The sequence below is a fragment of the Halomonas profundus genome (assembly GCF_020865425.1).
Taxonomy (GTDB): Bacteria; Pseudomonadota; Gammaproteobacteria; order Pseudomonadales; family Halomonadaceae; genus Vreelandella; species Vreelandella titanicae.
Window position 1 is genome coordinate 1,435,204 of record NZ_CP086344.1, and the last position, 12,641, is coordinate 1,447,844.

Here is a 12,641-nt window from a genome sequence, read left to right on the forward strand (position 1 = left end):
CCTCTTATTAATGTCACGAGGTTAATCGCATGGTTGCGTCGCCACGCCCCGCTGTGACCGCTGTCCGTGTCGTAAGTGTCTGTTTTTTAGTTACATTGTTCGCTGGCTGTGCAGGTTCAGCGCGACAAAACAATATTCAGGCCCCCGAGAATTACTTTTCAATGACGTTGCCGGGAATGGGGGCGAACCCGCAAATGTCCCCGGTTGATCCCATCGATGCGCATTTGCGCAGCTTGCAAGTACCGCCGCCAACAGTGGTTCGCGAGGCGCTGATGGCGCAACACCAGCGCTGGGCAGGAACGCCTTACCGAATTGGCGGCACCTCAGAAAGAGGCATCGACTGTTCGGCCTTGGTTCGCAATGTTTACCGTGACACCTTTAATTTAGAGCTTCCGCGCTCCACCCGTGGTCAAGTACACGAGGGACGCCCGATCGACCGCCAAGAGCTGCAGGCGGGCGATCTGGTGTTCTTCCGACCGCCGGGTCGTTATAACCATGTGGGTATCTACGTGGGCGATGGGTATTTTCTCCACGCCTCGACCTCAAAAGGGGTCATTATCTCCAGCCTGAATAATAGTTACTGGCAGCGCTACTACTGGCAGTCACGTCGCGCGCTGGAGCCAACGCATCTGGCCCAGCTGGGTGGCAGCGTTTTCCAGTAGCCAGATCGAACACGTTTTAGGAACGGCATGATTGAAGCCAAATCGCGCGCCTGGTGGCGCGCCACCTTGGCGCTTTGCCTCGGCTCATTTCTTGTTTTTATCAATTTATACGCACCACAGCCGCTGCTGCCGGGGTTAAAGGAGACCTACCAGGTCTCGACCTTAGGTGTCAGCCTGCTCATGTCGGTGTCAACTCTCTCCTTAGCCATTGCGCTGTTGGTCTTTGGGCCACTCTCGGATGCCATTGGTCGCGAAGGCATAATGCGCATTACTCTGCTGCTTGCAGGTGGCTGTTCTATTGCCTTGGCATTCGCCCCCACCTTTGAAAGCTTGCTGTTTTTGCGCCTAGTGCAGGGCTTTGTGCTGGGCGGGCTGCCAGCGGTGGCGATCGCCTGGATGGGCGATGAGTTTGAGAAGCCTGCGCTGTTAAGCGCTGTAGGACTTTATATTGGCGCTAATTCACTTGGCGGAATCAGTGGGCGTATCGTCGGTGGCGGCGCCGCTGAAATTGGCGGCCCCACGGCGGCATTTCTAGCGGTCGGCATTATGACGCTAATTGGCTGTGGAGTGTTTTGGCGCCTGTTGCCCAATAGTCGCGCCTTTACTCCCCAGCGCTTTGAGCTGCGCAAAGCGGCAAGCGATTTAGTCAATCATTTGCGTAACCCGGTGCTACTCGCTGCTTATTGCCTGGGGGGTATCAACTTCCTGATTTTTATCAATCAATACAGCTATATCACCTTTCGGTTGGCGGCAGCGCCGTATCAATTAGCCGCCAGTGGTCTGGGGCTGATTTTTTTGACCTATCTCGGCGGCACCTTCGGTTCGATGATTTCCGGGCATCTGGCCGGGCGGTTTTCTCCCGCGGCATGCATGATGGTGGGGGTCATGATTTTAATGCTGGGCACAGCGATTACCTTAGCGGATTCGCTGCTGCTGATTATCGTCGGTTTAACCGTTAATGCCTTTGGCTTTTTCCTGGCCCATTCGTTGGCCTCCAGCTGGGTAGGGCGCTATGCCCAGGGCGCGCGGGGCAGCGCTTCGGCGCTCTACCTGGTGTTTTATTACGTGGGAGCCAGTTTGGGCGGCTTCTGGCTGGAGCCGTTCTGGCGCTGGGCCGGGTGGTCGGGCGTGAGCGTCGGTTCGTGGTTGCTGCTGAGTATCACGCTGCTAATTGCTTTCGGACTATGGCGCTTTGAGCGTCGCCAAGCGGTTGGCTAACCTTCACCAGTTGCACGCATTGATGCCGAGCGCAGGTTTCCGCGAGGGCGCTGTGAACCCCTCCCTGGGCGCTACTTTCGACATCTGACCGCCAGGGATGGCGGAAATGCCGGAATGGTCGGGAATATTTTTCCGGCCATGTCGAAAGACCCTCGCTTCAACCTGCCCTGGCATCAACTACCATGGCTTCAGCTGCCCTTCGCTTAAGTGCAAGCGCTGTGGGCAAAGCCGTTCCAGTAGGGCGGTGTCGTGGCTAATCACCAGCACGCCAAGCTGGCGTTGTTCGGCCTCTCGTTTTAATGCCTGCCAAAGCTCAACCTGGGTAATGGGGTCGAGCATGGTGGAGATCTCATCGGCGACGAGAAAGCGTACTCCCGGCGCGAGCGCTCGCAACACGCATACCCGCTGCAGCTCTCCCCCCGATAACGACTGAGGGAAGCGCGTCAGCCATTTTGCTTTCACGCCAAACGCTTGGCACTGGGTGTCAGAAGGCGTCCAGGCTTCGCGCAGTATCTTACCTACCCGCCAGCGTGGATTCACCGCTAGCTCCGGCGATTGCGGTAGCCATTGCACAGGCTGCACACCGCTTTTCGGTAGCGCCTCGCCATCCAGGGTGATATCACCTGCCTGGGGCGCTAAGTAGCCCGCCAGCAGTTGGCCTAGCGTCGATTTACCCGCCCCCGAGTCGCCGCTTAACCCTAGCCACTGACCCGCGCACAGCGTTAGCGAAATGTCCTGAAGTAGCGGTACCTTGGGGGCAAAGTGAAAACTCAGCTGGCGTGCTTTAAGCAACGTGCGCCTCCTGTTCACGCCAGCTTATGGCAGTCGTTGCAAAAGCGTTGTCCGGCAGCGCCAGCCACAATGCCTGTGAATAAGCGTTGGTAAGCGAAGCGCCGCTGCCTTGAAAGGCGCAGGCGGGCGCAGTTTCGACCAGCTTGCCGTCACGCATAATGGTGACGCGGTCGGCGATTGGCAGCGCATGGCGCAGGTCGTGGGTAATCAGAATCACGCTTTTGCCCTGGTTGGCCAGTTCGCGCAGCGCATCCAGCACCCGCTGACGCTGGTGGGGGTCAAGGCCTACGCTGGGTTCATCGGCAATCACCAGCTTGGCTTGGCTGACATGGGCCATGGCCGTCAACACGCGCCGGGCCATGCCGCCGGATAGCTCATGGGCATAGGCCTGCTGTGCACGGGCATCTAGCTGATAGTGATCAAGGGCTTGTTGGGAGGCGTGCCAAGCATGTGCTGATGGCTGGCCTGCGCGCTGGGCTGCCCAGGTCACCTGGCGCTGAGTACGCACCAGCGGATCTAAGGCGCTTAGCGATTGGGGGATCAGTGCCAGCTCACGGCCGCGAAGCTGGCGTTGGCGTGACGCGTTAAGCGGTTTGCCTTGATAGTAAAGCTGGCCGTTTAAGCGTGCAGGTGTTGGCAGTAAACCCATAATGGCATAAGCCAATAGGCTTTTTCCGGCACCGGAGGCGCCTACCACCGCATGAACCTCGCCAGGGAACACCGTGAGTGAAAATTCATCCAGGCAGGTTGCCCAGTCGCGCTTCCACCAGGAGGCATACAGAGGTAGCTGTAGCGATAATTGATCAATTGTTAACACGGCAGGCCTCCCATCAATAGTTTTACAGCCAGTGGTTTTTACAGCCAATTTTTCTGAAAAGCGCTAAAGCGCACGGCGTAGGTGGCTTGAGAGGCGCTCGAAACCCAGTACCATCAGTAACAGCCCCAAGCCGGGAAATACTCCCAGCCACCAGTAACCGCCGCTTAAGTAGCGCATGGCGTCGGCCAGTAACACGCCAATAGCGGGCTGGCTGGGGCTTAAGCCAAAGCCCAAAAAGGTCAATGCGGCTTCGTGGAGAATGGCGTGGGGAAACAGCAGTAACGCGCCGACCAGGCAGTGGGGAATAAGATGGCGGAGCAGGTGGCCGTGGAGCACAAACCAGCGCGATTTACCTAGAGCGCGGGAGATGCGCACATAGGGCGCCTGCCGTAACTGCCATAGTTCGGCGCGCAACACTCGGGCTAGGCTTGGCCAGTGGGTCACCGCAACGGCAATAATCACTGCCTGGGTACCGCCACCCAGGGCAAAAGCGATCAGCATTAATAAAATCAAATGAGGCACGCTAAGCAGCGTATCAATCAGCAGACTCACCAGCGCATCCAGCCGCGCTGACAGCGTGGCTATCGCTGCCAGGCTCAAGGCAATCAGCGTGCTCAGTAGCGCCGCCAAGCAGCCCACCCAGAAGCTTAGTGCCAGCCCCGCCAGAGTGCGCGCCCAGAGTTCACGGCCCAGCGCGTCGGTGCCCAACCAGTGGTCAACGCTGGGCGGTGCCAGGCGGGCGTCAAACTGCATCTGTTGCGGTGAATCACCCAGCAGCCACTGGCTAGCGACTAGCCCCATGACCAGCAGGGCGGTGACCCCCAGGCTGACGGCGGCACGAAGGCGCGGTTGAGCCTGACTCATAAACCACCTGGCTGAATGCGTGGATCAATAACGGCGTAGAGGCTATCGGCGATCATATTGCCGACGCTGACAAAAAGGGCGGTAAAGAGTGCGATGCCCAGCAGCAGTGGGACGTCACTGCGCAGGCCCGCCGCCACTGTGGCTTGACCTAAGCCGGGGTAGGCAAATACCTGCTCGATTAAAATGGAGCCGCCAAACAGTTCGCCCAGTGAGGCAAACGCTAGCGTAATCGCCGGTACACTGGCGTGGCGAAGACCGTGGCGCCAAGCCACATCAAGACGGCTGGCGCCCTGAGCAAAGGCGTGGGTAGCAACGTCGGAGCGCATTAGCTCAAGCATGCGGGTGCGGGTGTGCAGGGTGATACTGGCGATGCCCAGCAGTGCCAGGGTAGCCACTGGCAGCAGTAAATGGTGCAACCGTGTGGCGAGGGTGACTTCCTGGTTTAACGCCCCGGCGGGGCCTGCGCAGCAGGTGGGTGTCCACCCCAGGGTTACCGAAAATAGCAGCACCGCAAGTATCGCCAGCCAAAAGGCGGGCGTGGAGGCGGTAATAAAGGCGTAGGTACTGATGATGTTATCCAGCTTGGAGCCCTCTTTGGCCCCCGCCACCACACCCAGGCTAAACCCCACCAGCGCTGAAATGAGCCAGGCGCTGCCCAGTAGCGCAATGGAGCGCTGAAAGCGCTGAGCGATTACCTCACTGACCGGCTGGTTATACACATGGCTCCAGCCTAAGTCACCACTGACTAACTGGCGCAGCCAGTGGCCAAACTGAACGGCAGCTGACTCATCAAACCCCCAGCGTTGGGCAATCAGTGCGCGCTGCTCTGGGCTCACTTGGGCCATTTGTGGGCCTAGGTAGGCATCAACGGGGTCAATGGGGGAGGCCATCATAAGCCCATACGACACTAGGGCGACGCAGGTTAATACCAGCGCCAGGCGAGCCACTCGCTTGGCGATAGGCGCAATTAGTCGCACGTCCAGCGCCACTCAAGCAGGTTGGCAGTGATTGGCCAGCCGTGGCCGTGGGGCGCTACACCTAGATCTCCGACATCTAAGCAGGTATTGGTAAAATAGACATGCTCAAGATTGGCCAGCCAGGCCCAGCTACTATCGCCGCGTACTCCGTAGCCGGTGGTGCCGTCCCACTGCGCTGCCTGCCACTCGCGGTTGGCTTGCTCAAGGCTAGACGCCGCCTGGGCGGCGTCCAAGTGGGCATCCACCTCTGGATTAGCGTAGAAACCACTGTTGTAGAAACCGTTGCCCGCATGCTGACTGTGGAAGAGGTAGTAAACTTCCTGGGGGCTATGGCTGCCAAAACCGAACATAATGGCATCCTGGTGCAGTGCTTCGCGCTGGATTTCGTCCCAGTGACGGCCGGTGGGTTGTATCTCAATTCCCAGTGGACGAACCATCTCGGCACTGACTTCCGCAAGCAGCTGTCGGGTGGTATCGCTGGAGGGGTAGGTAAGTCGAAAGCTAGCGGGCAGGCCACCTTTATAGCGCAGGCCATCATCGCGTAGCTGCCAGCCTGCGGCGTCGAGTATCTCCTCCGCCCGGTCAAGGTCGGGCGCGGCAAGGCGTTCATCGCTATCGCTCCAGGGGAGGCCGTCCGCCGGGCCAAAGGCGGGGCGCCCATAACCGTGCAGTGCCACTTCCACCAGCGTATCGCGGTCAACCGCAAGGTTGATCGCCTGACGTATAGCAATATCTGCCGTCACATTGTTACCAATCGGCGCGCCGGAGGCGGCGTGTTCGCCATTGGCAGGCTGCATGGGAAACAGAATGCCGCGATTATCGACACTCTCCATAATCACCCGCTGCATATGTGCTGGCACATTGGCCGCCAGGGCAGGAGGAATTGATGCGATATCCACTTGGCCGGCATGGGCGGCACTTAGTGTGGTGTCTTCACCGGTAAAGAGAAATACCAGCCGTCCAAAAGCAGGTGTAGGGCCGTAGAAGTAAGGATTACGTTCCACAATGAGCTGCTCGCCTTCCTGCCACTCGACCAACTGATAGGGCCCAGAACCTAGAGGATGGCGGCCATACTGCTCGCTATAGCCGTTGTCACGTTCGGCGTGGGGCACAATGCCTAGTGTCAGCAACTGGTCGATAAAGGTAATGCGCGGGGCTTTCAGGCGGAGCGAAACAGTGTGCTCATCAAGCGCTGTGGCTACATCAAGCGCGCTAAGATCCGCTCGCCCGCCCGCCTGGGCCGCCGCATTAAAAGTATAAGCCACATCTTCAGCGGTCAGCGGTGTGCCGTCGGCAAAGCGGGCGTCCTCGCGAAGTGTGAGTGTCCAGGTCAGGCGGTCTTCGGAAAGCCACCACTCAGTGGCCAACTCTGGCTGCGGCGCAAGATCCTTGCCCCGTGAAAGTAGCGTCGACTGAAACAGTGGATTGCCATACTGCCCCCAGCCCAACAGTGGGTCGAAACCCTGCTCGGGTTCGCCGCCAATGGCAAGTACCAGCTGTTCTTTTGCCTGCACAGTGGTGGCTACGACTAAACAACTTAGCGCAATACCCAGTAAGATGGGGCGAGTTGGTTTAGTCATCGCTTTATCCTTTATGCTGTTAGCGTCACTAGTATGATGTTTTTACAATAACATCATACTACCGGTGGTGGCAGCGCATGCAAAGTTAATCAGTACAGGGGGCGTGAATGCAGCGTGTAACGGTAACGCTTGATGAGGAGCTGGTGGCAGAAGTGGATGCGTTGATGCGCGAGCGCGGCTATCAAAACCGCTCAGAGGCGATTCGCGATTTGACCCGCAGCGGCTTAAAACAGGCGAGAGAAGAGGCTGCACCTGACTCGCCCTGCATGGGCGCGCTGGTGTATGTCTATGATCATGCCGCTCGGGAGCTGTCCAAGCGCTTAACACGCCACTCCCATGACCATCATGACCTGACGCTTTCGACTCTGCATGTACATATCAACCATGACAGTTGCCTGGAGGTGGCGTTGCTCAAAGGTCAGGGGCGGGCGCTCAAACAATTTGCTGCTGAAGTCACTTCGTCGCGCAGCGTTCGTCATGGCCAGTTGGTGCTAATACCTGACGAAGAACCTTCTTTTTAAGCATAAAAAAAGGGCAACCCGATAGTGAACTGCACCCCAAAAGTTGGACGCTCATCCAACGATTGGGGTGTTTTTCATGACGAAACATAATGAAGCGTTCAAGTTACTAGTAGTGCAACGCTACGCAGAAGGACAGCAGGGTTACAAGAGTCTGGCCAGACAGTACGGTCTTGGCCCTACAACCGTCAGGCGTTGGGTTAAACACTTTGAACAGCATGGTCTAAGTGGCTTGCAGAAAAAGTTCACCCACTACAGCGCTGAGTTCAAATTAGCGGTGTTGCAACAGATGAGGCAAGAGGAGCTATCAGCCTTACAAGCGACGACTCTGTTCGATATTCGAGGTGGTACGAGCGTCGTACGACAGTGGGAAAGCCAGTATCATGAAGGAGGCTTCCAAGCGTTGGAGCCTAAAGCCCGAGGACGTCCGACGAAGATGCCTACAACAGAGCCCCCAAAGCCCCCACTTCCACTGACGGATAAGAGCTCGCTGGAGCAGCTGCTCCAAGAGAATGAGTACTTGCGTGCTGAGGTGGCCTACCTAAAAAAGTTGAGGGCCTTGCGTCAGGCAAAAGAACAAGCCGCGCAGAAAAAGCGCAGATAGTCCTTGAGCTGAAGCAAGGCCACCCTTTGGCGGTGCTGCTAAAAGTAGCAGAATTGTCGCGTAGTACGTTCTATTATCAGGCAAGGGCTCAGCAGTTGGAAGATCGGCATGCTGGTCTGAAGCGACGCATTCACGTCCTCTACGAGCATCACAAAGGCCGCTACGGTTATCGCCGAATCACAGCAGCGTTGCGTCAGTCGGGCGAGCAGGTCAACCATAAGACAGTCCAGCGCCTAATGCAGCATCTAGGCTTGAAGTCGCTGGTACGCCCGAAGAAATACCGCTCCTATCGTGGACAACAGGCCAGTGTTCCCAATCTTCTTGCCCGCCAGTTTCATGCTGAACGACCCAACCAAAAGTGGGTAACCGACGTCACGGAGTTTAATATCCGAGGCGAAAAGCTGTACTTGTCGCCTGTGATGGATCTCTACAACGGGGAAATCGTGTCCTACTCAATGCAGAAACAGCCGCAGTACTCGCTGGTAGGGGGGATGCTCAAGAAAGCCTTGGCTAAGTTGGCCGACCAAGACGCGCCTTTACTGCATTCTGATCAAGGCTGGCAATATCAGATGTCAGCTTACCGGCGTAAGCTCAGCGAGCATGGCGTGATTCAGAGCATGTCACGTAAAGGCAATTGCCTGGATAATGCCGCAATGGAGAGCTTCTTTGGTACGCTGAAGTCAGAATATTTTTACCTGAACCGCTTTGACACCATTGAGCAATTACAGGCGGGCATTCGGCACTATATCCATTACTACAATCACGAGCGGATTAAGACCAAATTAAAAGGCCTGAGTCCGGTGCAGTACCGAAATCAGGCCTTGGCTGCTTAGTTTTTCACTGTCCAAGTTTATGGGGTCAGTTCAATAGGGTCGCCCTTTTTGCAGCGGTTACGCGAGCGTCTTAGTGCTCAACGCCGCCTTCGCCGTGCACGTGGCCGTGCTCAACTTCTTCAGCACTCGCTTCACGTACTTCAGCGATCTCAACATCAAAGTTGAGCTGCTGGCCGGCCAGCGGGTGGTTGCCATCGACAACGACCGTATCGCCTTCGACTTTCTTGACGGTCACCATCAGAGGGCCGCCTTGAGTCTGGGCTTGGAACTGCATACCCGGCTCAATGCTTTCAACGCCTTGGAACGCATCGCGGGGTACTTCTTGCATCAGCTGCTCTTGCAGCTCGCCATAACCCTCCTCAGGGGATACGGCAACGTTCAGCTTCTCGCCTGCTGCACGACCTTCCAGCTCTTTTTCAAGACCCGGAATAATGTTACCAGCGCCGTGGAGGTAGGTAAGCGGCTCACGGCCTTCGGAACTGTCTAGCACTTCACCTGCATCGTTGGTCAGGGTGTAGTGAAACGCGACAACCGAGTTTTGCGCAATTTGCATGGAATAACCTTTCGGTGAGTGCATGTCCCAATATGGTAACGCGTGTGCGCTGGCTTGTCAGGGGGTAGCGACGCTTTTTCCTACTCACCACTTTCGGCGGTATTGCGCGTCAGGGTGACCAGGGATACCCTACAACCATTATTTTTTCCTTTGCCCTATCACTTTTGGAGCATGTAATGACGATCTTGATTATTTGGCTTATCGCTTTTTGCCTGATTGCTTATTTTGTCTATCAGCGCTGGAATAGCGGCGTTAGCGAGGGGTTAGATAAGGTGTTGCCCGGTTTTTTGAAAAGCCATGGCGACAATCGCTATCTATGGGTGATTACGCTGGCAGTGTTGGGGGCCACCACCCTGGTGCAGCCGGTTGAAATGCTGCTGGTCGTCATCCTGCTTGCCCTGATTGGCTGGGCAATCATGGCGCTGGCTAAATGGGCTGGGAATAAAACCCATCACTAAGCTGTTCGCGATAAAATAAAAAGCCCGGTCCTCTCATTTGATGGCCGGGCTTTTTTGATACTTAAGCGCTAGATTAACGCTCTCGATTAATAGGGTGCCACGCTCATGTTGGCGCCATTGCCAATCAAACGCACACGCTGGCCGGCTTGGAACTGGCGATCCGCACGCTGAACGACAACCACGTCGGTACCGTCATCGCGACGAATTTCCATCTCCAGCGCATTAACGCGGTTAGTCGCATCTTCAGCGGCCGTACCTGCCACAGCGCCGCCCAGGGCGCCTGCTACAGTCGCCAACTGACGACCAGAGCCACCGCCGACCTGGCTACCTAGAAGACCGCCGATAACCGCGCCACCGCCGCTACCTAAAAGGCCGCCGGCACGGCTTTCCGCTTGGATCTGCACCGGGCGAACCGCCACGATAGTGCCGTAAGTAACACTTTGACCGGTTTTGGCTTGGCTGCCGCGATAGACATCACCAGAGTAGCCAGACGTATTGGCACAGCCTGCCAGCGTGAGAATGCTCAGTGCGACAACAGGTAGAAGAAGACGTTTCATTAAAACCTCCAGAGTGTCTATTTTTATAACTGTCATCCATTGGCCTGTTATCCATATAGCGCTCATAACTGGGCAGGCACAGAGTAGACGTAGTTATAGAACAGTGTTCGTTAAAGATAGCCGATGCTAACGGCTTTGACCAGCGTTCATGAAAAAAGATCAAAGTTGGTAGAGCAGTCGCCAAAAAAAGCTTAACCGAGAGTTTAACAGCGTATTAAGAAAACAGTGTGCAAATACGTATAACCAAGCAAAAACAGGAGACCCGAAGGCCTCCTGTTGCAGGGGGACATAGTGAACTATGGCGTTGAAACCTGCTAATTAGCCAAACTGGTTCATGGTGTTGTCTTTGCCACCGGCTTTGAGCGCGGCATCGCCGTGGAAGAACTCTTTATGGTCATCACCGATATTGGAGCCTGCCATATCCTGGTGGCGAACGGTTGCAATCCCTTGGCGAATTTCCTGACGCTGTACGCCTTTCACGTAAGCCAGCATACCTTCATCGCCGAAGTAGCCTTTCGCTAAGTTGTCGGTAGACAGGGCAGCCGTGTGGTAAGTTGGCAGCGTGATCAGGTGGTGGAAGATGCCCGCTTCGCGAGACGAGTCGCGCTGGAAATTGCGTGTCCACTCATCGGCCAGCTGGCCAAGTTCGGTCTCGTCGTACTCTGCGCTCATCAGCTTGTCACGCTGGTAAGCGGAAACGTCTTTACCCTCTTCCTGCCATGCATCGAATACCTGCTGGCGGAAGTTGAGCGTCCAGTTGAACGACGGAGAGTTGTTATAGACCAGTTTGGCATCCGGCACGACCTGGCGAATGCGGTTGACCATGCTGGCGATCTGGCCAACGTGGGGCTTCTCGGTTTCGATCCACAGTAGGTCGGCGCCGTTTTGCAAGCTGGTGATGCAGTCCAGTATAACGCGGTCTTCGCCGGTGCCGGGTTTAAACTGGTAGAGGCCCGAAGCGAGGCGCTTGGGTTTAACCAGTTTGCCGTTCTGCTTGATGACCACATCGCCGTTGTTGATATCGGCGGCGTTTTCAATCACATCGCCGTCCAAAAAGCTGTTGTACTGGTCGCCGAGATCGCCTGGCTCGTTGGTAACGGCAATTTTCTGCGTCAAGCCCGCGCCGAGTGAGTCGGTACGCGCAACGATAACGCCATCTTCAATGCCGAGTTCCAAAAAGGCGTAACGCACGGCGTTGATTTTGGCCAGGAAGTCCTCGTGGGGCACAGTAACTTTACCGTCCTGGTGACCACACTGCTTCTCATCAGAGACCTGGTTTTCCAACTGGATGCAGCAGGCGCCCGCTTGAATAAACTTTTTGGCTAACAGGTAGGTGGCTTCTGCATTACCAAAGCCAGCGTCGATATCAGCAATAATCGGTACGATATGAGTTTCGTAGTTATCGATTTTACCGATCAGTTCCTGCTCTTTTGATTTGTCGCCAGCCTCTTTGGCTTCATCGAGGGCGCGGAACAAGTGGTTAAGCTCCCAGGCATCGGCTTGTTTTAGAAAGGTATAGAGCTCTTCGATCAGGTTCGCGACGGAGGTTTTTTCGTGCATCGACTGGTCGGGCAGCGGGCCGAACTCGGAGCGCAGCGCGGCAACCATCCAGCCGGAAAGGTAGAGGTAGCTACGTTTGGTGGTGCCAAAGTGCTTCTTGATCGAGATTAGCTTCTGTTGACCAATGAAGCCGTGCCAGCAGCCTAGCGACTGGGTGTACTGGGCGGTATCGGCATCATAGGCGGCCATATCTTCGCGCATGATCTTGGCGGTGTAACGCGCAATATCCAGGCCAGTGTGAAAGCGGTTCTGTGCACGCATGCGAGCGGCATACTCAGGTTTGATGGTTTCCCACTTGCCGCCTTGAGCTTCGCGTAGTTGGGCCATGGCTTTGATATCGTCGAGCAGTCCTGTCATGAGCTTATCCTCTTCGGGCTGGATAGTGTTTCGCAAATCAGCTTTTGCTTATGCTGCACCTGCGAAGTTGTATTTAGCATTATTGATTTTCGTGATTGTGTCTCTAGGTCAATCGTCTCTCATGCAAACGTCTTGAAAGCTGGAAGCAGTAACGCTAGAGACCTCAGCTACAGCGTTGAGCTTGATGGATTGACCCAATCCGCTTAACGCTGCAATGCAATAACTATCCACGAGGATGGCGCCTTCAACAATTGACACTTGGGGGCAGAGGCCGTTGTAACCCGACGACAG

13 protein-coding genes are annotated in these 12,641 nt (G+C 56.0%); 5 read left to right on the forward strand and 8 right to left on the reverse strand.

All coding sequences use genetic code 11. From position 1 onward, the window contains the following. Positions 1 to 29 precede the first annotated feature (29 nt). Positions 30 to 662: a C40 family peptidase gene (locus LMS44_RS06520; protein ID WP_009287315.1), complete on the forward strand. Its 633-nt coding sequence runs from the start codon at positions 30 to 32 to the stop codon at positions 660 to 662. A gap of 27 nt (positions 663 to 689) precedes the next feature. Continuing rightward, entirely contained in the window at positions 690 to 1,880 is a 1,191-nt protein-coding gene (locus LMS44_RS06525) for an MFS transporter (RefSeq protein WP_022520442.1), read from the forward strand. Positions 1,881 to 2,057: 177 nt separating this feature from the next. On the opposite strand, the gene LMS44_RS06530 is transcribed toward LMS44_RS06525, so the two are convergent. From LMS44_RS06530 to LMS44_RS06550, 5 genes are all read right to left on the reverse strand, one after another. Then, the gene (locus LMS44_RS06530) at positions 2,058 to 2,672 is read right to left on the reverse strand and encodes an ABC transporter ATP-binding protein (protein WP_022520441.1); all 615 of its coding nucleotides are present in this window, start codon (positions 2,670 to 2,672) and stop codon (positions 2,058 to 2,060) included. Then, positions 2,665 to 3,489: an ATP-binding cassette domain-containing protein gene (locus LMS44_RS06535; RefSeq protein WP_159176426.1), complete on the reverse strand. Its 825-nt coding sequence runs from the start codon at positions 3,487 to 3,489 to the stop codon at positions 2,665 to 2,667. Before LMS44_RS06535 ends, LMS44_RS06530 begins: the two co-directional genes overlap by 8 nt. 63 nt (positions 3,490 to 3,552) lie before the next feature. Continuing rightward, positions 3,553 to 4,353, reverse strand: coding sequence for an ABC transporter permease (locus tag LMS44_RS06540; RefSeq protein WP_159176427.1), 801 nt, complete (start codon positions 4,351 to 4,353; stop codon positions 3,553 to 3,555). Then, entirely contained in the window at positions 4,350 to 5,330 is a 981-nt protein-coding gene (locus tag LMS44_RS06545) for an ABC transporter permease (protein WP_278369017.1), read from the reverse strand. The genes LMS44_RS06540 and LMS44_RS06545 overlap by 4 nt, the downstream gene beginning before the upstream one ends. After that, the gene (locus tag LMS44_RS06550) at positions 5,321 to 6,910 is read right to left on the reverse strand and encodes an ABC transporter substrate-binding protein (protein WP_278369016.1); all 1,590 of its coding nucleotides are present in this window, start codon (positions 6,908 to 6,910) and stop codon (positions 5,321 to 5,323) included. The genes LMS44_RS06545 and LMS44_RS06550 overlap by 10 nt, the downstream gene beginning before the upstream one ends. A 107-nt stretch (positions 6,911 to 7,017) precedes the next feature. Here LMS44_RS06550 and nikR point away from each other — a divergent pair, with 107 nt between their 5' ends. Together nikR and LMS44_RS06560 are read left to right on the forward strand one after the other, a co-directional pair. Beyond that, positions 7,018 to 7,431 carry a nickel-responsive transcriptional regulator NikR gene (gene nikR / locus LMS44_RS06555; RefSeq protein WP_022520437.1) on the forward strand — a complete coding sequence of 138 codons (414 nt, stop codon included), beginning with the start codon at positions 7,018 to 7,020 and terminating at the stop codon, positions 7,429 to 7,431. A gap of 76 nt (positions 7,432 to 7,507) precedes the next feature. Next, positions 7,508 to 8,865 (forward strand): IS3 family transposase gene (locus LMS44_RS06560; protein ID WP_223827930.1). Its coding sequence is split into 2 segments (ribosomal slippage): positions 7,508 to 7,987 and positions 7,990 to 8,865, totalling 1,356 coding nucleotides; the frame shifts between segments, so codons are not numbered across the junction. 70 nt (positions 8,866 to 8,935) lie between these two features. Here the strand turns inward: LMS44_RS06560 and LMS44_RS06565 are convergent. Beyond that, entirely contained in the window at positions 8,936 to 9,418 is a 483-nt protein-coding gene (locus LMS44_RS06565; protein WP_022520436.1) for an FKBP-type peptidyl-prolyl cis-trans isomerase, read from the reverse strand. A gap of 176 nt (positions 9,419 to 9,594) precedes the next feature. Here LMS44_RS06565 and LMS44_RS06570 point away from each other — a divergent pair, with 176 nt between their 5' ends. Continuing rightward, positions 9,595 to 9,876 carry a hypothetical protein gene (locus LMS44_RS06570; protein ID WP_027959688.1) on the forward strand — a complete coding sequence of 94 codons (282 nt, stop codon included), beginning with the start codon at positions 9,595 to 9,597 and terminating at the stop codon, positions 9,874 to 9,876. 86 nt (positions 9,877 to 9,962) lie between these two features. Here the strand turns inward: LMS44_RS06570 and LMS44_RS06575 are convergent, their stop codons facing one another. Together LMS44_RS06575 and LMS44_RS06580 are read right to left on the reverse strand one after the other, a co-directional pair. After that, on the reverse strand, positions 9,963 to 10,433 hold the full coding sequence (locus tag LMS44_RS06575) for an outer membrane lipoprotein (RefSeq protein ID WP_022520434.1): 471 nt from the start codon (positions 10,431 to 10,433) through the stop codon (positions 9,963 to 9,965). A gap of 318 nt (positions 10,434 to 10,751) precedes the next feature. Further along, on the reverse strand, positions 10,752 to 12,350 hold the full coding sequence (locus LMS44_RS06580) for an isocitrate lyase (RefSeq protein WP_041157875.1): 1,599 nt from the start codon (positions 12,348 to 12,350) through the stop codon (positions 10,752 to 10,754). Positions 12,351 to 12,641: the final 291 nt, after the last annotated feature.

Excerpts from the sequence above, each read along its gene's own strand:
- LMS44_RS06520 (WP_009287315.1), top strand. The coding sequence starts at position 30 with ATGGTTGCGTCGCCACGCCCCGCTGTGACCGCTGTCCGTGTCGTAAGT.
- LMS44_RS06525 (WP_022520442.1), top strand. The coding sequence starts at position 690 with ATGATTGAAGCCAAATCGCGCGCCTGGTGGCGCGCCACCTTGGCGCTT.
- LMS44_RS06540 (WP_159176427.1), bottom strand. The coding sequence starts at position 4,353 with ATGAGTCAGGCTCAACCGCGCCTTCGTGCCGCCGTCAGCCTGGGGGTC.
- LMS44_RS06550 (WP_278369016.1), bottom strand. The coding sequence starts at position 6,910 with ATGACTAAACCAACTCGCCCCATCTTACTGGGTATTGCGCTAAGTTGT.
- nikR (WP_022520437.1), top strand. The coding sequence starts at position 7,018 with ATGCAGCGTGTAACGGTAACGCTTGATGAGGAGCTGGTGGCAGAAGTG.
- LMS44_RS06565 (WP_022520436.1), bottom strand. The coding sequence starts at position 9,418 with ATGCAAATTGCGCAAAACTCGGTTGTCGCGTTTCACTACACCCTGACC.
- LMS44_RS06570 (WP_027959688.1), top strand. The coding sequence starts at position 9,595 with ATGACGATCTTGATTATTTGGCTTATCGCTTTTTGCCTGATTGCTTAT.
- LMS44_RS06575 (WP_022520434.1), bottom strand. The coding sequence starts at position 10,433 with ATGAAACGTCTTCTTCTACCTGTTGTCGCACTGAGCATTCTCACGCTG.
- LMS44_RS06580 (WP_041157875.1), bottom strand. The coding sequence starts at position 12,350 with ATGACAGGACTGCTCGACGATATCAAAGCCATGGCCCAACTACGCGAA.